The following is a 22,392-nucleotide window of genomic DNA, read 5'->3' as shown; positions in this document are numbered from 1 at the left end:
GAAGTTCAGAACAGCTTGGCTGGAATCCAGCTTGCGGTTACCGCATCGCTGGTGCTGAAGGCCGGGATCTTGGCGGCCAGATCCTCGATGGTCTTGACGCCGGCTGCGCGCAGGCTCTCCTGGGTCAGGAGCGTCGGCTTGACGGTGATCTGGTGCGGAACCTCCTGTCCGGCGATCTGCAGGGCGGCCGCGCGGATGGAAACCGCGCCGACGACGGCGGGATTGGTGGCGGCTGTCGCAACCCAGGGGCTGCCCGGCTCGACGATCTCCTGGATATCGGCGGTCGAAACGTCGGCGGAATAGATCTTGATCTTGTCGGAGATGCCGAGGTCGCCGGCTGCGAGCTTCACGCCGCGAGCGAACTCGTCATAGGGCGCAAACACCACCTTGATATCCGGATTGGCGGTCAACACCGCCTTGGCCTGGTCGGCGGTGCTGGTCGCGGTCGTATCGCTGACATTGCCGAAGCGCGCCTTTTCGACGACGCCGGAATTGGCGGCCTTGAACTTGTCCCACACCTCGTTGCGGCGGTCGAGCGGCGCGAAGCCCGCGACATAGACATAGCCGGCGGCAAAGCTCTTGCCGTTGTCCTTAACCACCTGGTCGAGCGCCTGTTGCGCCAGCTCATGGTCGCTCTGCTCAACCTGCGGGATCTTCGGATTGTTGAGGTTGACGTCGAAGGCGACGACCTTGACGCCTTTGTCGAGCGCCTGCTGCACAACGTCACCAAGCGATTCCGGCAGGCCGTGATCGATGACGATGCCGCTAACCCCGAGATTGACGGCTTGGAGGATCTGCTCGCGCTGCTCGGCGGCATCCTGGCGACCGGGGAACACACGCAAATCGATGCCCAGCGCCTTGGCCTGCGCTTCCGCCCCCGCCTGATAGGCCTGGAAGAAATCGCCGGCGGAGATGTAGCTGATCAGCGCCAGCTTGACGCCGCCCTTGTCGAAGGGCGCCGGTGCGCCAGCGATGCCATCGGCATGGGCCGGCTGCAAGAAGACGAATGGAATGACGGCGGCAGACAGACCGAGCCGTGCGAGAGATTTCATCGTCGTGTTCCTTATGGTCGATCGAAAGCATCGTCTGATGGGCAAACGTTTCCCGGCGACGCGTCAATCTATTAGAAATAATCTCTATCTTTTTAGTAGAGTAAATGATCTGAATTTTGCCGCTTCCGGAGATTCTTTGTTCCATCTTCGGGTTTGTCCCGGAAATGGCGTGCCTGGAAGTTCGGCTGTGCCCCGGGGCATTATCGGGTGAAACCGGAAAAGATTGCATGCCCCTGCTCCAAGTCGAAAATCTGACGCGCAACTTTGGTTCGACGCGTGCGCTTGCCGATGCGACATTGTCCATCGAGCGCGGTGAGATTGTCGCCTTGATGGGCGCAAACGGCGCCGGCAAATCGACGCTGGTGAAAATCCTGTCGGGCTCGCTGACCGCCGACGGCGGCAATATCCGGTTCAAGGGACATGGCTTCGCGCCGACGACTCCGGCTGAGGCGACCAAAGCCGGAGTCGTCACCGTCCATCAGTCGACCGACCTCGTCGGCGCGCCCGGCCTGACCGTCGCGGATGCGCTGCTGTTGCCGCGCTACGCGGATCGCCGGATGCCATTCTTCGTTTCGCGCGCTGGCATCCGTGCCAGGGCGCAAGCCATATTGGACGTCGCTGGCTTTTCGCTGCCGCTGGACCGGGACTTCGGCAATCTGCCGGCGGCGGACCGGCAATTGGTGGCGGTTGCACGCGCACTGGCCGATCACGCCGACCTGCTGATCCTCGATGAACCCACGGCAAGCCTTTCGGGGCAGGAAAGCCGTCGGCTCTTCGATATTCTCCTGCGATTGAAGAGCCAGGGGCTGGCGATCCTCTATATTTCCCATCGCACAGCAGATCTGGATGCGATCGCGGATCGCGCGCTGGTCATGCGCGGCGGGCGCGTTGTCGGCTCATTCACGCGCCCGATCGACTTTTCGGCCGCCATCGAGACCATGATCGGCCGCAAGCTGGAATCGGCACGGCCTGGCGCGCGCGATATCGGCGGCAAGCCGGTCTTCGAAATACGAAACGCGCGTCTGGTGCCGAACGCCATCCCATTCGATCTCTCGCTTCGCGAAGGCGAGGTCGTCGCCATTACCGGCGTGCTCGGCGCGGGCAAGAGCCGTCTGCTCTCGACGATCTTCGGTCTCAATCCACTTGTCGAAGGAGAGATGTTTTTCGACGGCAAAGCCTATGAGCCGAGAAATCCGGCACAGGCAATTGCCGCCGGTGTCGCCATGGCCGCTGAGGACCGGCACCGCTCTTCGCTGATGCCAGCCGCCTGGCCCGGCAATTCGGTCGCCGCTACTATCAGCCTGCCGCATCTCAGCCGCTGGTACCCGAATGGTTTCCTCTTCGGCAATCGCGAGCGGCAGGAGGCGGAAAAGGCGATCGACCGTTTGCGGATCAAGGCTCCGGGTCCCCTCGCCTCCGTCTGGACGCTCTCGGGCGGCAACCAGCAGAAGGTGGTTCTGGCACGCTGGGAAGCGGAGCAGAGCCGGCTGCTCCTGCTTGACGAACCCTTTCAGGGCGTCGATGTCGGCGCCCGGCATGACATCATCCAGGCCATACGCAGCCGCAGCGATCGCGCCACGCTGATTGCCACCTCCGACCCGGAGGAGGCCTACGAAGTGGCCGACCGTATTCTCGTGATCGACCGGCATAGCCTGAGCCCCGTCGCCAGCGCGACGACCCCAGACGCCCTTGAGGACATCCCCGCATGACATCCGTTGATAATGACAGCTTCCCACAGCCGGCGGAACGGAGCGAGACAGCAGCAGCCGTCAATCCGGTAATCGGCTGGCTCACCAACATCAGCGCCATCCTCCGCTCCGGCGCGGTCTTCATCCTGCTTGCGGCGCTCATCATCGGCTTCACCGGCGCCCAACCGGCCTTCATCAATATCAACAACCTCATGAGCATCCTGCAGGCGGTCTCTGTCGTCGCCATCCTCGGCGCCGGCGTCACCGTGACGCTTGCCGTCGGCGGTTTCGATCTCTCGATCGGCGCGGTCGCGGCCTCGAGCGTCATGGCGGCAAGCTACGCGATGATCGTCTGGCAACTCGATGTCTATGCCACCGTACCGCTGGTGCTCGCTTTCGGTGCGGCGATCGGCCTGATCAACGCCTTCATCATTGTCCGGCTGAGAGTGCCGGACCTTTTGGCGACGCTGTCGATGATGTTCCTGCTCTCCGGTCTGCAGCTCATCCCGACCGCAGGCCGTTCGATCTCTTCCGGGCTGATCTTGCCCAACGGTTCCAAGGCCGCCGGCAGCTATGATCCGCAGTTCCTCTTGATCGGCCGCTATAGCTTGTTCGGTGTCGTGCCGGTTTCCGTTGTCCTGATGATCCTGGTCGCCCTTGTGCTCTTTGTGCTGACCGAGAGGACCCGCATTGGCCGGCTGCTCTTTGCCACCGGCGGCAACGAAGTGGCAACACGGCTGGCGGGCGCCTCCACGACCCGATTGAAAACGCTGGCCTATGTCATATCCGGCACGCTCGCTTCGCTCGGCGGTATCGTCATTGCCGCGCGCGTCGGCCGCGGCGATGTCTCTTCCGGCGGTTCGCTGCTGATGGATGCGGTCGCCGCTTCGCTGATCGGCTTTGCCGTGCTTGGCCTGCGCCGACCCAATGTGCTTGGTACCCTCGTCGGAGCGGTCTTCGTCGGCGTATTGCTCAATGGGCTGACCATGCTGAACGCCCCCTATTACACCCAGGATTTCGTCAAGGGCGCCGTGCTGGTCGGAGCGCTTGCCCTGACCTACGGCCTCGGCCGTACCAATTCCTGACATCCTGCCCACCTCCGATCCCACAAGGAGCTGAAAATGAGCCGTGAAATCAGGCTGAACGCCTTTGACATGAATTGCGTCGGTCACCAATCGCCCGGCCTCTGGCGGCATCCGCGCGATCAGTCGTGGAAGTACAAGGATCTCGACTACTGGGTCCATCTCGCCAAGACGCTGGAGCGCGGCAAGTTCGACGGTCTGTTCATCGCCGACGTGCTCGGGGTCTACGACGTGCTGAACGGCAATGTCGATGCCGCCCTTCGCCATTCGGCGCAGGTGCCGGTCAACGATCCGCTGCAGCTCATTCCGACCATGGCCTATATGACCGAACATCTCGGCTTTGGGCTGACGGCATCGCTCTCCTTCGAGCACCCCTATACTTTCGCTCGCCGCATCTCGACGCTCGACCACCTTACCAAGGGCCGTGTCGGCTGGAACATCGTCACCTCCTATCTGAACAGCGGTGCGCTGAATGTCGGCCAGGCGGCGCAGACGAAGCATGACGATCGCTATGATCTCGCCGAGGAATATCTCGAGGTCTGCTACAAGCTCTGGGAAGGAAGCTGGGAGGACGATGCCGTGGCACGCGACCGCGAAGCCGGCATTTTCACCCATCCAGAGAAAGTTCACCCGATCCATCACTCTGGCAAACAATTCACCGTGCCGGGCATTCATCTGAGCGAGCCGTCGCCGCAGCGCACGCCGGTTCTCTATCAGGCCGGCGCCTCAAGCCGCGGCAAGGATTTCGCCGGCGCGCATGCCGAATGCATCTTTGTCGCTGCACCATCGAAACCGGTCCTGAAGCGCTATGTCGCCAATGTCCGCGAGGCAGCAGCCAAGGCCGGACGCAATCCGCGCGAAATCCTGGCCTTCAATCTGCAGACCGTGATCCTCGGCGAGACGGATGCGGAGGCGAAACGAAAGTTCGACGAATACCGCAAATATGTGTCGTATGAAGGCGCGCAGACGCTGATTTCCGGCTGGACAGGCATCGATTTCGGCCAGTTCGCGCCCGACGAACCGCTGAGGCACCGCTATACCAACGCTGTGCAATCGGCCGTCGAAACTTTCACCACCATCGATCCGGACAAGGTCTGGACCGTGCGCGAGATGGCCGATTGGGTCGGCATCGGCGGTTTCGGCCCGGTCTTCGTCGGCTCGCCGCAAACGGTCGCCGACCTCCTGCAGGAATGGGTCGAGGACACGGATGTAGACGGTTTCAACCTCGCCTATGCCGTCACGCCGGAGAGCTTCGAGGATGCCGTCGATCTGCTCGTGCCGGAACTACAGAAGCGCGGTGTCTATAAGACCGAGTATCGCCCGGGAACACTGCGGGAAAAGCTGGGTGGCAATGGGCCACGGCTGCAGGCGCCGCATCCGGGCGCCAGCTATCGGAACTTGAATGAGGAGCGGATCGCAAGGGCCGTAGCGAGATAGCGGCGCAACCGCGCCGCTATCTCTTGGCCTACCCAACGGCGTGGCGGATGGTTTTCGAAATGCGCAGCAGGAAGGCGGGCCTCGACGAGGCGACGAGCTTCCACGACAGGATGGCTTTTGCCATACGCCGCGGAAGGACGCCGACGGATAGAAACCACGCCGCGAGCACCGCGCGGCGGCGTAGGGATGCATTCATTTCCAAACTGGCCACGGCACCGGCGGTGCCGAGGGTAAATCTGGAGTCGCTGGTCATGGGATGCTTTGAGCTATCCATGCAGAGCGATGCCAGGCGCTCTTCCAGATGGACTGGATCATGGAGGTTGACGTCCTGCGGCACAGTCAGGCCGACTTCGGCGGCCTGATCCGAAAGTGCATCCATTCGGTGAAAATCGTGCTCCATGCGCCAGCGTGCCCGCTGGCCGAGCTTTTCCGCAAAGACGGAGTGATTAGCGCCATGAATGCGGTAGGCGCCGAGACACGTCTCGATCGAGGTTACGTGTCCATGGAGAGGTGCCACGGTGACGAGATAGCCGTCGGCACCCTGACGGAAATCCGTTTCCGGAACCGGCATGACCGCTTCCAAGACCGTACGCTTGAAGGCCAGGCCGCTGGTAACGGTGGTCTGATAGCGCCCCTTTTGCAGCAGCTTGGAGGTGACGTCGCCTGAATCGAACGGCAGCTCCGAGGGCGGAAAGACATCCCTTACTTGCTGGTCCTCATCGACCAGGTGCAATCGGAATTGCACCTGGGCGGTGTCATCCTCCCAAGCATTGACGATCTCGGACACCGCATTCGGGTAAAGATAGTCGTCGGCATCGAGAAAAAGAACAACCTCGCCGCTGCTTGCGGCAAAACCGGTATTGAACGCCGCGCCATGCCCACCATTGGTTTCTTTCAGGCACGCCTTGATGCGTGATCCGTAGGAAGCGATGACATTGGCGGAGTCATCGGTGGACGCATCGTCGACAACGATGACTTCCACATTGTCGTAATCCTGCCCCAACGCACTGCTGACAGCGCGGCGGAGAAAGCGTGCATAATTGTAGTTCGAGATGATGATGGAAACGGAAGCACGGTCTGGGATGGAGTGCATCGCATTGAACCTCGCAATTCTGCTTTGGTCGCGGCGAACCTTCTCATTCAGGTCCTGGGGAAAACCCGTTTCGGGAAGTACAGCTCCTCAATGTGGAGAAACTGCTGTCACAGACGTACTGCCCAACGGGTGGCGAAGACGAAGTCTGAACTTGTCTGTACCGTTGCCAGCCTCGGCAGCTTTGTGGCTTTTGAATGGCCGCGGCTTCAAAATGCCACGATTAGGCGTCAGCCGATTTGCGTTTCCGTAGAGGTCTTAGCGATGGTTTCTGAGCAGGTGGGACCGCATCGCCGCGATCCCCTCTTCGATATCAGCACGGCCGAAGCCTATGCGGAACCGGCCGTCGGGCGTCGGGTTAAGTTCGGAGCGATAGAGGCTGGCGGGCAACAGAAGCACGCCGGCGCTTTCCACGAGATCGCGCGCGAAATTCTCCACGCCATCAGCGCCTTTGTAGCGCGGATAGCCAACACAGCCGCCGTCGGGCGTATACCATTCGAACAGGCTGGCGAACTCATCGAAGAGCGCCTTCAGTTTGTCGAGGTTGGCGGCAATCAGCCGATTGTTGCGCTCGAGAATACGGCCGCCATTCAGCAGGGCAATCTTCGCCAGGCTCTCGCTGGGAGCGGAATTGCAGATGGAGATATAGTGCTTCATCCTTTCCATCCGCGAGAGGATGGTGCGATCCCGGCAGGCAATCCAGCCGATGCGCAGGCCGGGAAGTCCGTAGGCTTTGGACATTACGGCGAGCGATAGGCCGCGTTCGTAGACATCGGCCACTGCGGGCAATTGCGGCTTACCGTCGACGCTGAGGCCGCGATAGACCTCATCGCTGAAGAGCCAGATGCCGTGCTCGCGGCACAGACCCACCAGAGCATCGAACCGGTCTCTTTCGAGGATCTTACCGGTCGGATTATGCGGGAAATTGATCGAGACCAGCTTGGTGTTCGGCCGGATCGCAGCCCGCACCGCATCGATGTCCAGCGACCAGCCATTAGCGGGATCAAGCGCCACTCCGGACACGTCGCAAATGCTGAGCGGGACCGTTTCGGCCGACTGATAGTTCGGGGTCACGATGATCGCATGATCGCCCTTTTCGAGCAGCACATGCATGGCGATGTAGATCCCCTCGCCTGCCCCGGCAAAGCAGAGAATATCAGTACTTTTCATCCGTGCATAAAGGCCGGCGATAATGTCTCGTAGTGCCGGGTCGCCGAAGGTCTCGGTATAGCCGAGCCATTGGGTCTGGAACGCCGCTCGTTGCTCCTCGGTCCCCATCGCCAGAAGTTCGGCCATCGTCATGCTCTGCGCATCGGATGCCGTCATGTGATAGCGCGCTGTGAATTCCCACTTCGAGAAATAGGCCTCCAGCTTGAAATCGGGCAGGACCGGCATGATGGGTGTCTCCATTACGGACGATAACGCGATCACACGCGCTTTGCATTCGAGGCAAAGGGTAAAAGTATGTTGACATTTTGTCAAATACAGAGACTTTGTAATTCTCGAGGAAGATGGGAATACGAGGCGATGTCAAAGAAGGCAGCGGTTGCGGCGCCGGGAGTTGCGGAGGATCTATTGCGTTTTGTTCCGGTCGCGGAGGCGATCGCGACACTGTTTAAGCCGCATGCGGAAGTCGTTATTCATGACCTGAAAACGGAGAAGATCGTCCATATCGCCAACAACATCTCACGGCGTCAGGTCGGTGGATCATCACTCACCGATCTCAAGGACATTGGCGCACTCGATGCCGACGTCATCGGCCCCTATCGAAAGACCAATTTCGACGGACGGCGGCTGAAGTCCGTGACCTCGGTCCTGCGCGAGCAAGATGGCGTGCCCTTCGGCTTGCTTTGCATCAATTTCGACATCGACCCGATGGAATCGGCGCGCGAGGCGCTAAGCCTGCTGACGGCATTCCAAGGCGGTGGCACACAGCCGACAGCACTTTTCCAATCGGATTGGCAGGAGACGGTCAATGCCGCAATCGCCGATTTCCTCGCCGAACGCGGCTTGGCAGCGTCGGCGCTTGCGAAGGAGGATCACGTTGGCTTAGTGGAAGTCCTGGAGCGGGAGGGCTATTTCGCCATCCGCAATCTCGTGCCCTATCTGGCGCGGCTGCTCGGAATTTCGCGGGCGACCGTTTACAAGCATCTGCGGGAGGCTAGGCAGAAGAAAATCGAGGCAGGGCGCCTTGACCCTGACCCGTTGCGAACATACCAGGAGCGAGAAACCTAGGACATCCTTGCTCAGGCGTAGCGTTTTTCTTCCTTGCCGGATGCAGTCGTGCCCGTGCCCAACCATCCGAGTTCAGGTGCAATCCGCGTAATGAAATCGTGGAGGATCTGGCGGTATTGCTCGTGCTCGAACTCATAAGGCAGTTCCAGCCGCAGCTCGCTGACCTTGGGCAGGATCGGATCGGCGAAAAGTTGTTCCAAAATCTCCTCCGAGGTGCCGATGATGTCGCGGGCAAACAGGGTGCGCCGCTCGCCTTGTGGCGTTAGCGTCCGCTCATGGCGGCCGGCGGCATAGTCTTGATAGCGGCGACGGGTGGCGATGTCGGCGCTATCGAATGGCACGATGACGCGTCCGAGCGCAACACGGCCACGGGTTCCGGCGGCTGCACGATAGGTCTCGATGAGCCGCGATTGGGCAACGAGGAAGTCGTCGGTTCCCTCGCCCGTGATCACATTGCCGGTGAGCAGATTGAAGCCATTGCGACCGGCCCATTCGGCGGAGCGCTGCGATCCGCCGCCATACCAGATCCGGTCGATCAGCCCCTTGGCATAGGGCTGCAGGCGCGGCCGGATCGGGCCGAAGGGTGTCTTGATGAATGTCTGCTCATCGCCGAGAGGCGTGCCGCGCAGATTGGCGGCAAAGCGCAAGACACGATCATGGGAGAAATCATTGCTCTCCCAGTCACCGTCGAAGACCAGCGGCGCGATCAGGTCTGCATGCAGCGGCCGCCCGGCGCTGACGCCGATATTCAACCGCCCGCGCGCCAGGACATCGACGGTGGCGAGGTCCTCGGCCAGCCGGTAAGGGCTTTCATAGCCGATCGGGATCACCGCCGTGCCGAGCTGGATTCGGCTGGTGCGCTGAGTTGCAGCCGCCAGGAAGGCACTGCCCGACGAAATGCCGGGCTCCAAATGCCGCTGGCGAACCCAGGCACTGTCAAAGCCCAGTTCCTCGCCATATCGCAACTGCTGGAGCGTCTGCTCCAATCCCGACAACGGATCGTCGTCCGGGTAATTGCCGGGGGTCAGGAAGCCGATATGGCTGATCGAAATCTTGCGGCCGCTCATGTCATCACTCCTGTCAATGCCTTCAGCCGCTCAATATTTCGGCAGACCGGGCGGATTGGTTTCCGACTTCGGGAGGGCTTCCTCCGCCAGATGCCATTGGTTGAGAATCTTGCTGTAACTGCCGTTGGCGATCAGATCATTGGTGGCGACGGTCAAAGCATCGGCCAGGCCACTCCCCTTGCGCGTGGTCACCGCGACATCGGAGCGATCCGGCCAGCCGGCGCTCAGCGTGCCGACGCCCCTGATGTTCTTGTCGCGGGCGGCGATGTAGACGAGCTGCGCATGCGGCTGGACGATCACATCGGCGCGACCGGACGCCAGCGCCAGCAGGCTGGCTGCATCGTCATCGTAATATTGCAGCTCCAGCGGCTTCAGCCCGGCGGCGACATTCTCCTTGCTCCATTCGAGCAGGATGCGCTCCTGATTGGTGCCGGCGCCGACGATGAACCTTAGGCCCGCCGCATCCTTCGGCTCCTTGATCGGACCGATCTTGCTGTCCGACTTGACATAGATGCCGTGCAGGCCCTGGCGGTAGGTGGAAAAATCAAACTTCTCCTTGCGCTGCTCGGTGACGCCGACATTGGAAATGACGGCATCATATTTGCCCGAAGTGAGGCCCAACGGCCAATCGATCCAGGCGACCGGCACGAGTTCCAGCTTCAGCCCGAGGCTGTCGGCGATGGCGGTGGCGATATCCGGATCGGCACCGACCACGGTCCTGGCGTCCGTCGCATAGGTGGCAAGCGGCGGGCCGCCAGGCGCGACGGCAACCGTGAGCGTGCCCGGCGTCACGAACTTGAAACCCTTGGGGATAGCTGCGATGGCCTTCGTATCTTGCTCGACATGAATGCGATCCGGCTGCTCCGGACTGAGGTCGAAACTCAGATTATCGGCGCGGGCCGCGCCGAAAGACGTCAGCGCCGTCATCAGCAAAACGAATGAACATGCCCGGATGGCCGGTATGCCTGTCATGATAGTCTCCATATTCCGTCTTTGTGAATCGCCGGCTCACGCTTTCGCGGAGCCGGCGGTCTATCGCATCGCAGCCGATTACGAACCGCTCTTCGGCAGGCCGGGCGGATTGGTCTGAGACTTATCGACGGCTTCGGAGGTGAGGCTCCAGCGCTTCAGCACCTCGCCGTATTTGCCGTCCTTGATCAGGTCGTTGAGCGCGATCGTCACCGCATCGGCGAGCCCCGCCCCCTTGCGGGTGGTGACCGCGATCTCGGCCGTCAACGGCCAGCCGCCGCTAACCGTGCCGACCAGCTTGGTGCTGCCCTTGATGGAGGCGCTATAGGCAAGCGTGGCATTCGGATTGAACTCCACGTCGGCGCGGCCCGACTGGATCGCCAGATCGGCGGCCGCGCGGTCGTCGTAGTACTGCACCTCGACCGGCTTCAGACCGGCGGCGACATTCTCCCGGTCCCACTCCAGGATGATCTTCTCCTGGTTCGTGCCGGCACCGGTGATGACCTTGAGGCCCGCGACGTCCTTCGGCTCCTTGATCGCGGTGATCTTGCTGTCGGCTTTGACGTAGAAGCCGAGCACGTCCTTGCGATAGGTGGAAAAATCGAACTTCTGCTTGCGCTCCTCGGTGACGGTCACATTGCTGATGACGGCATCATATTTGCCGGAGGAGACGCCCAGCGGCCAATCTTCCCAGGCAACGGACACGAGATCCAGCTGCAGGCCGAGCGAATCCGCAAGCAGCTGTGCGAACTCCGGATCGGTGCCGACCACCGTCTTGGCGTCGGTGGCATAGGTTGCGACCGGCGGATCCCAGGGGTTGATCGCAACGGTGAACTTGCCCGGATTGACGAATTTGAAGCCCGGCGCGATCGCCTTGATCGCAGCTTCGTCTTTTTCGGCACGAATCCGATTTGACGTGTCGGGGCTGAGATTGAACTTTTCCGCCGCAAGGGCGGGACCGAGCCCGAGGACGGCCACGGCAATCACGCCGGCCACCAGGGATGTCTTTTTTTTGAAGACAGTCATGTAGCTTACCTTCTTTTCATTCTAGGGTTGTGGTTGCGCATGCTTTCTTCCTCTGGCGAAGTGGGGCCGGTTTTCGCTAGAGAACTTTTGCCAGGAACTCTCGCGTGCGCGGATGTTCGGCGTCATTGAAGATTCTGGATGGTGGCCCGACCTCGAGAATGTGGCCGCCTTCGATGAAGACCACCGTGTCGGCGACCTCGCGGGCAAAGCCGACCTCGTGGGTGACGATGACGAGCGTCGTGCCGGTGCGGGCGAGCTCCTTGATGACGTCGAGCACTTCACCGACCAGCTCCGGATCGAGCGCCGAGGTCGGCTCGTCGAAGAGCAGCACCTTGGGGCGGAGTGCCAGCGCGCGGGCGATGGCAACGCGCTGCTGCTGGCCGCCGGACAATTGGCGCGGATAGGCATTGATCTTGTCGCTGAGGCCGACGCGGGCAAGCAGTTCCTGCGCCAGCTGCACCGCCTCCTCGCGGCTCGCACCACGCACCTGGATCGGCGCCTCGATGAGGTTTTCAAGTACCGTCAGATGCGGGAAGAGATTGAAGCTTTGGAAGACCATGCCGATATCGGCGCGGCTCTTGAGAATGTCCTTCTCCTTTAGCTCATAGAGCGTGTCGCCCTTCTGCCTATAGCCGATAAAATCGCCGTCGATGGAGATGAAGCCGCTGTCGACGCGTTCCAGATGGTTGATCGCGCGCAGCAGCGTCGACTTTCCGGAGCCAGAGGGGCCGAGAATGGCAGTGACACTGCCGGGCGGAAGATTGAGTTCGACATTGTCGAGCACCTTCAGTGCGCCGAAGCTCTTCGAAATGCCGTGAATACGCACGGCGCCGCCTGCTGCCCTGAGGCTTGCGACATCGCTGAAGCCGGTTTTGCGCACGATATCTGTCGTAGCCACAAACGTGGGCAGCGGGCGTCGGAAGCGGGCGAACAAGGTCTGAAACGGGAGCGGCGTCGGATTGCGCACGGCACCCTTGGAGAAATACCGTTCGATATAGTACTGCGCGATCGACAGCACCGTCATGATGATCAGATACCATACGGTCGCGACCATCAGCAGCGGGATGACTTCGAGGTTACGACGATAGATGACTTGGACGGTGTAGAAGAGTTCCGGCAGCGCGAGCACGTAAACCATGGAGGTGCTCTTCGCTAGTCCAATGATCTCGTTGAAGCCGGTCGGCAGGATCGAACGCATGGCCTGCGGCAAGACGATACGGAAGGCCTGGCGGCGGCGCGACAGGCCAAGGGCGGACGCCGCTTCCAACTGGCCTTGATCGACAGAGAGAATGCCGCCGCGCACGATCTCGGCGAAGAAGGCCGATTGATTGAGCGTCAGTCCCAGGAAGGCGGCGGCGAATGGCGTCAGCAATTGCACCGTCGGATAGTCGATGAAGACCGTGTCCGTGAAGGGGATGCCGATCTTGATGGTCTCATAGAGATAGCCGAGATTGTTCAGCACCAGCAGCAGCACGATCATCGGGATCGAGCGCAGCAGCCAGATATAGCCCCAGGAAAGGCCTGATAGCAGCGGTGATTTGGAAACACGCGCAAGCGCCAGTGCCGTGCCGAGTATGGAGCCGGAAATGGCGGCCAGCACGGTCAGAAGCAGCGTCCTGCCGAGGCCGACGAGAACGGGTTCGGCGAAGAACCATTCGGCAAAGACGCCCCAACCCCAGCGCGGATTGGTGAAGGTGGAATAGAGCACGGCGGCGATGACGACAGCGGCGAAAACGGTGCCCGCCAGCCGGGCGGGATGACGCGCCGGCACGATCCGGTAGCGAGAGTGATCCTGCTTTTGATCGGCGATCCGGCTGCCGGGATCGATCCCGGCGAAATCTGTCGTCAGTGCCATGATATTTCCCTTTTATGGATTATCGGTCCGTTGCCGCTTTCACCTGTTGCTGCCGGCCACCCGCAGTTCCGGTTCGGCCAGATGGCTGACATCCTTTTCGAAGGGCAGCGTCTTGTGGATTTCCGGATCGACGGTCTGATCGAACAGCGCGGTGTAGCCGTAGCCGAGATACAGGCCGACGGCCTCCGGCTGGCGAAAGCCCGTGGTGAGGTAGATGCGGGAATAGCCCTGGCGGGCCGCCTGTGATTCCAGCTCGACGAGAACCTTGCGTGCCAGTCCCTGCCGGCGAAGGTCATGCCGGGTCCAGATGCGCTTGAACTCGGCTGTGCGTTCGTCGTAGCGCTTGAAAGCGCCGCCGCCGATGGTTTCACCGTCGCGGATCAGGAGCAGGAAATTGCCGTCCGGCGGTGCAAAATACTCCGGGGGATAGCGATTGAGTTCCGCGGCTGCGCCCTCGGCACTGAAATAGGTGCCGTAGCGGCTGTCATATTCGTGAATCAGCTCATCGATCAGCGGCTTGGCGCGCGGGTCGAGAGGGGTCGTGTAGAGAAAGCTGTCACTCATCTCATCAGCCGTCCTGTTGTCGTCACTATGAAAGAAAGGTCTCGACCAGCCGCACCCAGTAGCGGGCGGCGGGCGCTATGATCGTGTCGTCGAAATTGTAGTGAGCGCTGTGGAGTGGAGCGCTGTCGCCATTGCCGACGAAGAGGTAGCTGCCCGGTTGTTCCAGCAGCATGAAGGCGAAATCCTCGCTCGCCGTGCGCGGCCGGAAATCCTTGGCGACCTGCGCCTCACCGAAGGCCTCCAGTGCGACCGAGCGAGCGAAAGCCGTCTCATCGCGATGGTTGATGAGGGCCGGGAAGCCGAGGCGATAGTTCACGTCCGCCTGTGCGCCAAAGCTTTCGGCCTGGGCGTGGGCAAGTGCGGGAATACGCTCCTGCAATTGCTGGCGGACCGTCTCGCTGAAGGCACGCATGGTCAGCTTCAGCTCGACGCTCTCCGGGATCACGTTCGAAGCCGAGCCGGCATGGATCGAACCGACGGTGGCGACCGCCATGTCCTGAGGATCGACATTGCGGGATACGACACTTTGCAGCGCCGTGATGAAAGAAGCCGACGCCAGGATCGGATCGACCGACTTGTGCGGCTCGGCCCCGTGGCCGCCCTTGCCGATAATGCGGATCACGGCCTGGTCGACGGAGGCCATGGCCGGGCCGGCGACGAAACCAAACTGGCCTGTTGGCACACCCGGCCAATTGTGCAGGCCGAAGACGGCATCAACCGGAAAGCGTTCGAAAAGTCCGTCGGCGATCATCTTGCGCGCGCCAGCACCGATTTCTTCGGCCGGCTGGAAGATCAGGGTCAGTACGCCGGAGAAACGGCGGGTCTCGGCGAGATAGCGCGCCGCCGCCAGCAGGATCGATGTATGCCCGTCATGGCCGCAGGCATGCATGACGCCCGGATTATCACTGGCATAGGGAAGATCCGTCGCCTCCTCGATCGGCAAGGCATCCATATCCGCCCGGATACCGATGCGCTTTTCGCCGTCGCCGCCCCGAAGGGTAGCGACGACGCCGGTGCCGCCGACACCAGTCGTCACCTCATAACCCCAGGAGGAAAGGAGAGAGGCGACGATCTTGCTGGTCCGCAATTCCTGGAAGGCAAGCTCCGGATAGCGGTGCAGATCATGGCGAAGCTCGATGATCTCGTCGATGAAGGAGGCGATCCCCTTTTCGATGTCGTCCGCCAGTCGATGATGCTGGGAAATGACGTTCATGGCTTGATCGTCCGCGCCTCAGGCGCGGATCGCCCTTCCCTGCTCGGCTTCATCCTTCGCGCCCGCATAGCGGCTTTCGCGATAGCGCAGCCCCAGATGGTCACGCAGCGTCGAGCCCTTCAGCACCGGGTCGAAATAGCCGCGTTCGGTGAGGATCGGCAGGACATGCTTGGCGAAGTCGTCGAAACCCTCGGCGATCACCGGGAAGCCGAGGATAAAGCCATCGGCGGCGTCCTGGTCCACCCAACGGATGATCTCGTCAGCGATATGCTCCGCCGTGCCGATGAAGGCGGTGCGCGGCGTTGCGGAATCGAGCGCGACCTGGCGCAGCGTCAGCCCCTTCTCCCGCGCCGTCTTCTTGATGCGGTCGGTGGTGGCACGGAAATTATTGCGGCCGATGTCGCCAAGATCGGGGAATGGATCATCCAGCGGATAGACGCTGAAATCGTGGTGATCGAAGAAGCGGCCGAGATAGAGCAGCGCCTCCTCGATGGTGACGAGATTGCGGATCGCCTGATACTTCGCTTCCGCCTCTTCCTTCGTCGCGCCGACAATCGGCCCGATCCCCGGATAGATGCCGACTTCCGCGGCGCTGCGGCCCTGCGCGATCACGCTGTCCTTGAGCTGGCGGTAGAAGACCTGTGCATCCTCGATCGGCCCACCATTGGTGAAGACAGCGTCGGCATGCTTGCCGGCAAGCCGGATGCCCGAATCCGAAGCTCCCGCCTGGAAGACGACCGGCTGCCCTTGCTTGGAGCGGCCGATATTCAGCGGCCCTTCGATGCGGAAGAAGCGGCCCTTATGATCGAGGCGATGCATCTTGGTCTTGTCGGCATAAACGCCGGTTTCGCGGTCGCGGACGAAGGCGTCGTCATCCCAGGAGTCCCAGAGGCCCTTGATCGCGTCGATATATTCCTCCGCGATCTCGTAGCGTAGTTCGTGCTCGGGATGCTCACGGCTGTAATTACGGCCGGAGCCCTCCAACGGTGATGTCACCGCGTTCCAACCGGCCCTGCCGCCGCTGATGAGGTCAATCGAGGCGAATTGCCGGGCGACGGTGAAGGGATCGCTGTAGGAGGTCGAGAGCGTGCCGACCAGTCCGATCTTCGAGGTCGAGGCGGCAAGCGCCGACAGGATCGTGATCGGCTCGAAGCGATTGAGGAAATGCGGGATCGACTGCTCGTTGATATAGAGCCCGTCGGCGACGAAGGCGAAAGCGATGCCCGCCTCCTCCGCCTTGCGTGCCGTCTTGACGAAGAAGTCGAAATTGATGCTGGCGTCGGCCGGTCCGCTCGGATGTTTCCAGGCGTTCATATGGCCGCCAGGGCCCTGCAGCATGATGCCGAATGTGACGTGTTTCTGAGCCATGGGATCAGTCCTTTCCAAAGCGAATATCAGGCGGCGAGCGATAGCCGTTCCTTGGCGAGCAGCTCGATGGAGGCGAGACGCTCGGCGGCGGGCAGCGCCGGTGTATCGAGAATGAATTCCTTGACGCCGTAGCGGCGGTGCAACTCGTCGAGCTCCTTGCGGATCTGTTGCGCCGTGCCGTGCAGCACACTCGGGACCTTCTCTTCGATCCGGTAGTCGCTGACGCCGGCCTGACGGGCGAACTCGGCCGCCTGCTCCTCGTTGCCAACATTGACGGTCTGGCCGTTCGGAAGGAAAAGTTTGACGATACGCAGATCGCCGACACGCTCACGCGCCTGCTCCTCGCTCTCGGCTGCAAAGGCTGCCAACGCCAGAATCGGGCTCTTGCCACCGCTTGCCTTCTCATAGGCCTCGAAGGTCATGCGCAAGTTCTCAGGGTCGCCGTTCAAATGACCGGCAAAGACCAGTTCCCAGCCCTTCGCTGCCGCCAACTCGGCGCTCTCGACGGAAGCACCCAATAGAAAACGATCGGGCGCAATCGAGGGAAGCGGCGTCGCGATGGCCGTATCCGCCTGGGGTTCAGCCGAAAGATAAGTGTTGATGTCCGTAAGCTGGTCCGCAAAACTCGGTTTGCGCTCGGGATCGACCGCTATCTGCAATGCCCGGGTGGACAGAGGAAAGCCGCCTGGGGCCTTGCCGACGCCGAGATCGACACGGCCGGGCGCCAGCGAAGACAGGAGATTGAAGGTCTCCGCCACCTTGTAGGCGCTGTAATGTTGCAGCATCACGCCACCGGAGCCGATGCGGATCTTCGATGTCTTGGCAAGCAGATAGGCAATCAGTGCCTCGGGCGCGGAACTCGCCAGGTTCGCCATATTATGATGCTCGGCCACCCAGAAACGGTGATAGCCAAGCTCCTCGGCCCTGACCGCCAGCTTGGCGGTTGCCCGCAGCGCATCCGAGGCATTCTTACCGGCTTCGATGGGGCTTTTGTCGAGAAGGCTCAAGAGATAGGACATGTGGGGTCATCCGATTATCGCATCGGCGCTAAAGCACCGCTTCAATAGTCTATAAAATACGTAGACTGAGTATATTATAAGAAACGACTTTCTCTTCGCGCGCCAAAGTGAGGAAATAAGTTGCAAAGCGTGAATGCACGCTCGGCGTGAGCGTCTCGCTCAGAAGTCGCCAATCGGCGGCATGCTCGATCCGTGTTGGATTGCCAGCAAAAGCGTATCCCGATTCCGCGATATGTCCTGTGCCGAAATGACGGGAAACTCTCTTGATCCCCGGAAGGATTCGGGTGAACTAGGCAGTGGAAGATATTCGATAGCCGAGGACACATGAACGACAACGTCATCAAGTTTCGAAAGCCGAAACCGCCGCCCAAGGCACCGCGTCCCGGGCTGCGCAAACTGCTCGTCGTCATTGTCGTGCTTGCGGTGTTTGCCGCCGCCTGGGGCTATTTTCAGATCGTTGGCTCGCCGGCCCGTTAAGGCTGAGGATAAATCCGATGAGCGTTCGCCCACCGCAATCTCTCAGGCAGTTTCATTCAACCGATAGCGGTTTCAACGTTCTCGAATACGAGCTGATGGCCGAGCGCGCCAGTTCTCTCGGACGCCACGGGCTGAAGGTGGAAACCGCACTGGCGGAATTGCAGGCGTGGAGCCAGGAGCGTCACTGCGCCGACGAGCGAGAAACCCTGGTGAACAAGGCTGCCGACGCCGTCTGGGCCTTTTTCATTCAGCGCGAAATCTGCGGGCTGAAAAATGGTCGTGATCTTATCCAACGTTACGCGATCCCCAGCGAGGTGCTCGCGAGGGTCGGCGTGGTGCGTCGACAGGAGTGAGGTGCTGCCGTGTCAAATATGGATCAAACGGGCGAAAAATCGCTCATCGCACCGGTAAAGGACTTCGGCAACGGCGCGGCGAAGGAACCGCGCTTGCTGGTGGTGAGCCCCAGCGACACCAGGGCCTCGGCCTGCTTGACCGCCGCCGCGACGCCGTCGATCACGGGCACACCGTAGATTTCCTGCAGCTCGCGGGTAAGGTCGGCCATGCCGGCACAGCCGAGCACGATCGCCTCCGCGCCGTCTTCGTCAAGCGCTCGTTCGATCTCGGCTCGCAATTTGCCGATTGCCTCTGGCGCGCCATCCTCGAGCTCCAGTACCGCGATATCGGAGGCCCTGACCTTCGCCCGTCCGCCCATGCCATAGTGTCGGACGAGATTGTCGATCAATACGCGGGAGCGCTCCAGCGTCGTGACGATCGTAAAGCGCTGCGCCAGGAAACCGGCCGTTACGACGGCGGATTCGCAAAGCCCAAGAACCGGGACATCCGAAAAGGCCCGCGCCGCCTCGAGACCGGTATCGTCGAAACAGGAAATGATCGCCGCGTCGTAACCCGCCGCGCGTTGTTCCTTGAGTTCGCTCAGCAAGCCAGGGACGGCAAGGGCGCCGTCATAATATCCCTCGATGGAAGGCGGCCCCATCCGCGATGTCGCGGCGATGATCTCCGTGCCGGTTGCAGCGACGGCGCGCGCGGCGACCGCCGCCTTCTTCGTCATCGACGTGGTGGTGTTTGGATTAATCAGCAATAAGCGCATGGTCTCAGCTTTTCTTGGCCTGCCGGCGACCGAGCATGGTCATGATACCGAGCGCGACGAGAATGATAGTGAAGGAGAAGAGTGTCGTCACCGTTCCCAGCGCATAGAGCACAGGCGTGGTGACGTTTGTGGTCATCCCGTAGATTTCCAGGGGAAGCGTGTTGTAGGTGCCCGACGTCATCAGGGTGCGCGCGAATTCGTCATAGGAGAGCGTGAAGCCGAACAGGCCGACACCGATCAGGCTCGGCGCGATCATCGGCAACACGACGTGGCGAAAGGTCTGCCACGAACTCGCGCCCAGATCGCGCGCTGCCTCCTCGTAAGCCGGTGAGAAACGGTTGAAAACGGCGAACATGATCAGCACGCCGAAGGGCAGCGTCCAGGTCAGATGCGCGCCGAAGGCCGAGGAATACCAGGCCGGGGGGAGACCACCCTGCTGGAAGACGACGCCGATGCCGAGGGAAATGATGATGGACGGTACCACGAGGCTGGCGACGGTCGCGTAAAACAGCAGCGACGATCCGCGGAAACGGCGGCGGAACGCCAGGCCAGCCAGCAGTGAGACGACGACGGTGACGACCATGACCATCAGGCCAAGGATGAAGGACCGCTGGAACGAGGCGCCGAAGTCGCCGACCGCCTGCTTCTCGAACAGGTTGGCGAACCAATGCAAGGAGACGCCATTCAACGGGAAGGTTAGGCCTCCGTCAGGCCCCTGGAAGGAAAGAATGACGATTGCCGAAAGCGGGCCGTAGAGAAACAGCACGAAGACAATGAAAAAGATCGCCAGAAAATAGAATTCGAAGGTGCGTTTTTCGTGGTTCATCTCAAAGCTCCTTGCGTATATCGACGACACGCAGGATGGCCGCGACCATCATAAGGACGACGATCAGGAGTACGACGGCATTGGCGGCGGCCGCCGGATATTGCAGCAGCGACATCTGGTTTTTCATCATCAGCGCGATGGAGGCGCTCTGGCCGCCGGACATGACCTGCACGGTGGAGAAATCCGCCATGACCAGGGTAACGACAAAGATTGAGCCGATCGCGATGCCGGGCTTGGCCAGCGGGATCACCACGTTCCAGAGAATCTGCCAGCCGTTGGCGCCGGCATCGCGGGCCGCTTCGAACAGCGAGCGGTCGATACGCATCAGCGTGTTGAAGATCGGCGTCACCATGAACAGCGTATAGAGATGCACCATCGCCAGAACGACGGCGAAATCGGAATAGAGCAGCCACTCGATCGGCTTTGGAATGAGACCCATTTCAATGAGCGTCGAATTGACGAGCCCGTTGCGTCCGAGCACCGGGATCCAGGAGATCATGCGGATGATGTTTGACGTCATGAACGGCACGGTGCAGACGAGGAAGAGGATCATCTGCGTCGACGTGCGACGGATATGGAAGGCGAGGAAATAGGCGACCCAGAAGCCGATGAACAGAGTCAGCGACCAGACAATGACCGTGAATTTCAACGTGTTGAGATAGGTTTTCCAAGTAACCCATGAACCCAGCGTGTCGGTGTAGTTCGTGGTCAGGAAGGCGGGATAGAGGCTGGCGAAATCATAGTCCCAGAAGCTGACGACACCGATCATCGCGATCGGCAGTAGGAAGAAGAAGCCGAGGATCAGAAACAGCGGCGCCGCCTGGAGATAGGAAACGAGCCCCAGGGGCACGCGAAAGCTGCGCCTTGGTTTTGCTGTTGCCTGGTCCGTTTCTGATGAAGCGATCGTCGCCATGGTCCGGTTTCTCCGTTAGCGGCTTCCTCCCCCCGCTTGCGCGGGGAGAGGATTTGATGGGTAGAGGCGATACCGATTAGGCAGCGATGAACTCGTTCCAGCGGCGGACCATGTAGCGGTCTTCGTCCATCACCGAGTTCCAGCAAGCGACAGCACCCATGCGGGCTTCGAAGGAGCCACCGTCGCGAACGGCGCCGGCCTTCTCCATGACCTTGCCTTCCGGAGACAGGATATCGCCCTGCGCCGGCTTGCCTTCGATCCAGTAGCCCCATTCGTCGGCCGACATGAAGCCCTTTGCGGTTTCCATGCAGGCGGAATAATAGCCCTGGCGGTTGAGATAGCCGCCGACCCAGCCGGACGTGTACCAGTTGATATATTCATAAGCGGCGTCGAGCTCTGCGCCCTTGAGATGTGCGGCGAGCCCGAGACCACCGCCCCAGGCGCGATAGCCTTCCTTAAGCGGCTGGAAGGTGCAGGCGATGCCCTTCGAGCGGACGGCGGCAACGGCCGGCGACCACATCGACTGGATGACGACTTCGCCCGACGCCATCAGGTTGACGCTTTCGTCGAAGGACTTCCAGAAGGCGCGGAACTGGCCTTCGCCCTTGGTCTTGATCAGGAAGTCGATCGTCTTGTCGATTTCCGCCTTCGTCATGTTGCCCTTGTTGGCATATTTGATCTTGCCGGCGGCTTCCATGATCATCGCGGCATCCATGATGCCGATCGACGGGATGTTGAGGATCGCAGTCTTGCCCTTGAAGGCCGGATCGAGAATGTCGGCCCAGCTGGTGATCGGGCGACCGGTAAGGTCGGGACGAATGCCGAGCGTGTCGGCGTTGTAGATGGTCGGAACCATCGTCATCCACTGCGTCGGCTCCTTGGCGAATTTCTTCGAGCCCTGGGCTTCGACGAAGCCGACCGTATGCGGCGCGGTGCCCTGAGCGATGACGCTGTCGGGCTTCAGCTTGCCGTTGATGAACAGCGGCACGATCTTGTCGTAGTATTTGAGCTTCTTGACGTCCATCGGCTGCAGCACGCCGGCCGGGAACACCTTCTTGGCGATCCAGTATTCGATGTCGGCGATGTCATAGCTGTTCGGCTGGGTGACGGCGCGCTGGGCGGCGGCGTCGGAATCGGTCGCCGTCATCTCGAGCGTGATACCGAGATCGGCCTTGCACTTCTCGGCGATCGCATTGATGTTGGAAACACCGGTGCCGAACTGGCGGAGCGTGATCTTCGTCTGTGCCCAAACGGTCGGAAAGCCGGTGATCAGGCCGGAGCCGGCGATAGCGCCGGCGGCGGCAGCGCCGGTCTTCAGCAGCGAGCGGCGGGAGATGCCCTTTGCTGCCTTGGTTGTCTTCTTCTCAGTCGTCATGTCAGTTCCCCTTTTTGTGATGCTTGGA

At 61.1% G+C, this 22,392-nt stretch carries 21 protein-coding genes; 6 read left to right on the top strand and 15 right to left on the bottom strand.

What is annotated here, in order from left to right:
- Positions 1 to 5: 5 nt before the first annotated feature.
- The gene (locus AB6803_RS03020; protein ID WP_371107468.1) at positions 6 to 1,052 is read right to left on the bottom strand and encodes a substrate-binding domain-containing protein; all 1,047 of its coding nucleotides are present in this window, start codon (positions 1,050 to 1,052) and stop codon (positions 6 to 8) included.
- Positions 1,053 to 1,279: 227 nt separating this feature from the next.
- On the opposite strand from AB6803_RS03020, the gene AB6803_RS03015 reads away from it, so the two are divergent.
- From AB6803_RS03015 to AB6803_RS03005, 3 genes are read left to right on the top strand one after another with little or no spacing between them, the layout of a single operon-like run.
- The gene (locus AB6803_RS03015; RefSeq protein WP_371107467.1) at positions 1,280 to 2,761 is read left to right on the top strand and encodes a sugar ABC transporter ATP-binding protein; all 1,482 of its coding nucleotides are present in this window, start codon (positions 1,280 to 1,282) and stop codon (positions 2,759 to 2,761) included.
- Positions 2,758 to 3,825 (top strand): ABC transporter permease, encoded by a 1,068-nt coding sequence (locus tag AB6803_RS03010; RefSeq protein WP_371107466.1) that lies wholly within the window; start codon positions 2,758 to 2,760, stop codon positions 3,823 to 3,825. Before AB6803_RS03015 ends, AB6803_RS03010 begins: the two co-directional genes overlap by 4 nt.
- A gap of 36 nt (positions 3,826 to 3,861) precedes the next feature.
- Positions 3,862 to 5,259, top strand: coding sequence for an LLM class flavin-dependent oxidoreductase (locus tag AB6803_RS03005; protein ID WP_371107465.1), 1,398 nt, complete (start codon positions 3,862 to 3,864; stop codon positions 5,257 to 5,259).
- Positions 5,260 to 5,287: 28 nt separating this feature from the next.
- Here the strand turns inward: AB6803_RS03005 and AB6803_RS03000 are convergent, their stop codons facing one another.
- Entirely contained in the window at positions 5,288 to 6,352 is a 1,065-nt protein-coding gene (locus AB6803_RS03000; protein WP_371107464.1) for a glycosyltransferase family 2 protein, read from the bottom strand.
- Between the two features lie 255 nt (positions 6,353 to 6,607).
- Entirely contained in the window at positions 6,608 to 7,744 is a 1,137-nt protein-coding gene (locus tag AB6803_RS02995; protein WP_371107463.1) for an aminotransferase class I/II-fold pyridoxal phosphate-dependent enzyme, read from the bottom strand.
- Between the two features lie 132 nt (positions 7,745 to 7,876).
- Here AB6803_RS02995 and AB6803_RS02990 point away from each other — a divergent pair, with 132 nt between their 5' ends.
- A complete protein-coding gene (locus AB6803_RS02990) occupies positions 7,877 to 8,584 on the top strand; it encodes a transcriptional regulator (RefSeq protein ID WP_371107462.1) in 708 nt (235 codons plus the stop codon).
- A gap of 11 nt (positions 8,585 to 8,595) precedes the next feature.
- On the opposite strand, the gene AB6803_RS02985 is transcribed toward AB6803_RS02990, so the two are convergent.
- The 8 genes from AB6803_RS02985 to AB6803_RS02950 form a co-directional block, all read right to left on the bottom strand.
- A complete protein-coding gene (locus tag AB6803_RS02985) occupies positions 8,596 to 9,651 on the bottom strand; it encodes an LLM class flavin-dependent oxidoreductase (RefSeq protein ID WP_371107461.1) in 1,056 nt (351 codons plus the stop codon).
- Positions 9,652 to 9,681: 30 nt separating this feature from the next.
- On the bottom strand, positions 9,682 to 10,623 hold the full coding sequence (locus AB6803_RS02980; RefSeq protein WP_371107460.1) for an ABC transporter substrate-binding protein: 942 nt from the start codon (positions 10,621 to 10,623) through the stop codon (positions 9,682 to 9,684).
- Positions 10,624 to 10,701: 78 nt separating this feature from the next.
- Positions 10,702 to 11,646: an ABC transporter substrate-binding protein gene (locus tag AB6803_RS02975; protein ID WP_371107459.1), complete on the bottom strand. Its 945-nt coding sequence runs from the start codon at positions 11,644 to 11,646 to the stop codon at positions 10,702 to 10,704.
- A gap of 76 nt (positions 11,647 to 11,722) precedes the next feature.
- Entirely contained in the window at positions 11,723 to 13,501 is a 1,779-nt protein-coding gene (locus AB6803_RS02970; RefSeq protein ID WP_371107458.1) for an amino acid ABC transporter permease/ATP-binding protein, read from the bottom strand.
- A 39-nt stretch (positions 13,502 to 13,540) separates the two neighbouring features.
- Positions 13,541 to 14,065, bottom strand: coding sequence for a GNAT family N-acetyltransferase (locus AB6803_RS02965; protein ID WP_371107457.1), 525 nt, complete (start codon positions 14,063 to 14,065; stop codon positions 13,541 to 13,543).
- A 25-nt stretch (positions 14,066 to 14,090) separates the two neighbouring features.
- Entirely contained in the window at positions 14,091 to 15,278 is a 1,188-nt protein-coding gene (locus AB6803_RS02960) for a M20 aminoacylase family protein (RefSeq protein ID WP_371107456.1), read from the bottom strand.
- Between the two features lie 18 nt (positions 15,279 to 15,296).
- The gene (locus AB6803_RS02955; protein ID WP_371107455.1) at positions 15,297 to 16,646 is read right to left on the bottom strand and encodes an LLM class flavin-dependent oxidoreductase; all 1,350 of its coding nucleotides are present in this window, start codon (positions 16,644 to 16,646) and stop codon (positions 15,297 to 15,299) included.
- A gap of 26 nt (positions 16,647 to 16,672) precedes the next feature.
- A complete protein-coding gene (locus AB6803_RS02950) occupies positions 16,673 to 17,665 on the bottom strand; it encodes an MsnO8 family LLM class oxidoreductase (protein WP_371107454.1) in 993 nt (330 codons plus the stop codon).
- A gap of 324 nt (positions 17,666 to 17,989) precedes the next feature.
- Here AB6803_RS02950 and AB6803_RS02945 point away from each other — a divergent pair, with 324 nt between their 5' ends.
- Positions 17,990 to 18,142 (top strand): hypothetical protein, encoded by a 153-nt coding sequence (locus AB6803_RS02945; RefSeq protein WP_202903673.1) that lies wholly within the window; start codon positions 17,990 to 17,992, stop codon positions 18,140 to 18,142.
- Between the two features lie 17 nt (positions 18,143 to 18,159).
- Positions 18,160 to 18,495: a DUF6665 family protein gene (locus tag AB6803_RS02940; RefSeq protein WP_371107453.1), complete on the top strand. Its 336-nt coding sequence runs from the start codon at positions 18,160 to 18,162 to the stop codon at positions 18,493 to 18,495.
- A gap of 23 nt (positions 18,496 to 18,518) precedes the next feature.
- Here AB6803_RS02940 and AB6803_RS02935 read toward each other — a convergent pair whose 3' ends face one another.
- The 4 genes from AB6803_RS02935 to AB6803_RS02920 form a co-directional block, all read right to left on the bottom strand.
- Entirely contained in the window at positions 18,519 to 19,250 is a 732-nt protein-coding gene (locus AB6803_RS02935; protein ID WP_371107452.1) for an aspartate/glutamate racemase family protein, read from the bottom strand.
- A gap of 4 nt (positions 19,251 to 19,254) precedes the next feature.
- The gene (locus AB6803_RS02930; protein ID WP_371107451.1) at positions 19,255 to 20,076 is read right to left on the bottom strand and encodes an ABC transporter permease; all 822 of its coding nucleotides are present in this window, start codon (positions 20,074 to 20,076) and stop codon (positions 19,255 to 19,257) included.
- Position 20,077: 1 nt separating this feature from the next.
- The gene (locus AB6803_RS02925) at positions 20,078 to 20,989 is read right to left on the bottom strand and encodes an ABC transporter permease (protein ID WP_368511438.1); all 912 of its coding nucleotides are present in this window, start codon (positions 20,987 to 20,989) and stop codon (positions 20,078 to 20,080) included.
- Positions 20,990 to 21,065: 76 nt separating this feature from the next.
- Positions 21,066 to 22,364, bottom strand: a complete 1,299-nt coding sequence (locus tag AB6803_RS02920) for a PotD/PotF family extracellular solute-binding protein (protein ID WP_153364372.1) — start codon at positions 22,362 to 22,364, stop codon at positions 21,066 to 21,068.
- Positions 22,365 to 22,392 lie beyond the last annotated feature (28 nt).

Origin of the sequence: Rhizobium sp. RCC_161_2 (assembly GCF_041355235.1) — a bacterium.
Lineage (GTDB): Bacteria > Pseudomonadota > Alphaproteobacteria > Rhizobiales > Rhizobiaceae > Rhizobium.
Note: the sequence above shows the minus strand (reverse complement) of the source record. Positions and strands in the feature narration are given on the sequence as shown.

Coding starts and splice junctions, on each gene's coding strand:
- AB6803_RS02960 (WP_371107456.1), bottom strand. CDS start 15,278: ATGAACGTCATTTCCCAGCATCATCGACTGGCGGACGACATCGAAAAG.
- AB6803_RS03005 (WP_371107465.1), top strand. CDS start 3,862: ATGAGCCGTGAAATCAGGCTGAACGCCTTTGACATGAATTGCGTCGGT.
- AB6803_RS02990 (WP_371107462.1), top strand. CDS start 7,877: ATGTCAAAGAAGGCAGCGGTTGCGGCGCCGGGAGTTGCGGAGGATCTA.
- AB6803_RS02925 (WP_368511438.1), bottom strand. CDS start 20,989: ATGGCGACGATCGCTTCATCAGAAACGGACCAGGCAACAGCAAAACCA.
- AB6803_RS03015 (WP_371107467.1), top strand. CDS start 1,280: ATGCCCCTGCTCCAAGTCGAAAATCTGACGCGCAACTTTGGTTCGACG.
- AB6803_RS03020 (WP_371107468.1), bottom strand. CDS start 1,052: ATGAAATCTCTCGCACGGCTCGGTCTGTCTGCCGCCGTCATTCCATTC.
- AB6803_RS02980 (WP_371107460.1), bottom strand. CDS start 10,623: ATGACAGGCATACCGGCCATCCGGGCATGTTCATTCGTTTTGCTGATG.
- AB6803_RS02955 (WP_371107455.1), bottom strand. CDS start 16,646: ATGGCTCAGAAACACGTCACATTCGGCATCATGCTGCAGGGCCCTGGC.
- AB6803_RS02970 (WP_371107458.1), bottom strand. CDS start 13,501: ATGGCACTGACGACAGATTTCGCCGGGATCGATCCCGGCAGCCGGATC.
- AB6803_RS02935 (WP_371107452.1), bottom strand. CDS start 19,250: ATGCGCTTATTGCTGATTAATCCAAACACCACCACGTCGATGACGAAG.
- AB6803_RS02920 (WP_153364372.1), bottom strand. CDS start 22,364: ATGACGACTGAGAAGAAGACAACCAAGGCAGCAAAGGGCATCTCCCGC.
- AB6803_RS03010 (WP_371107466.1), top strand. CDS start 2,758: ATGACATCCGTTGATAATGACAGCTTCCCACAGCCGGCGGAACGGAGC.
- AB6803_RS02950 (WP_371107454.1), bottom strand. CDS start 17,665: ATGTCCTATCTCTTGAGCCTTCTCGACAAAAGCCCCATCGAAGCCGGT.
- AB6803_RS02945 (WP_202903673.1), top strand. CDS start 17,990: ATGAACGACAACGTCATCAAGTTTCGAAAGCCGAAACCGCCGCCCAAG.
- AB6803_RS02995 (WP_371107463.1), bottom strand. CDS start 7,744: ATGCCGGTCCTGCCCGATTTCAAGCTGGAGGCCTATTTCTCGAAGTGG.
- AB6803_RS03000 (WP_371107464.1), bottom strand. CDS start 6,352: ATGCACTCCATCCCAGACCGTGCTTCCGTTTCCATCATCATCTCGAAC.
- AB6803_RS02930 (WP_371107451.1), bottom strand. CDS start 20,076: ATGAACCACGAAAAACGCACCTTCGAATTCTATTTTCTGGCGATCTTT.
- AB6803_RS02985 (WP_371107461.1), bottom strand. CDS start 9,651: ATGAGCGGCCGCAAGATTTCGATCAGCCATATCGGCTTCCTGACCCCC.
- AB6803_RS02975 (WP_371107459.1), bottom strand. CDS start 11,646: ATGACTGTCTTCAAAAAAAAGACATCCCTGGTGGCCGGCGTGATTGCC.
- AB6803_RS02965 (WP_371107457.1), bottom strand. CDS start 14,065: ATGAGTGACAGCTTTCTCTACACGACCCCTCTCGACCCGCGCGCCAAG.
- AB6803_RS02940 (WP_371107453.1), top strand. CDS start 18,160: ATGAGCGTTCGCCCACCGCAATCTCTCAGGCAGTTTCATTCAACCGAT.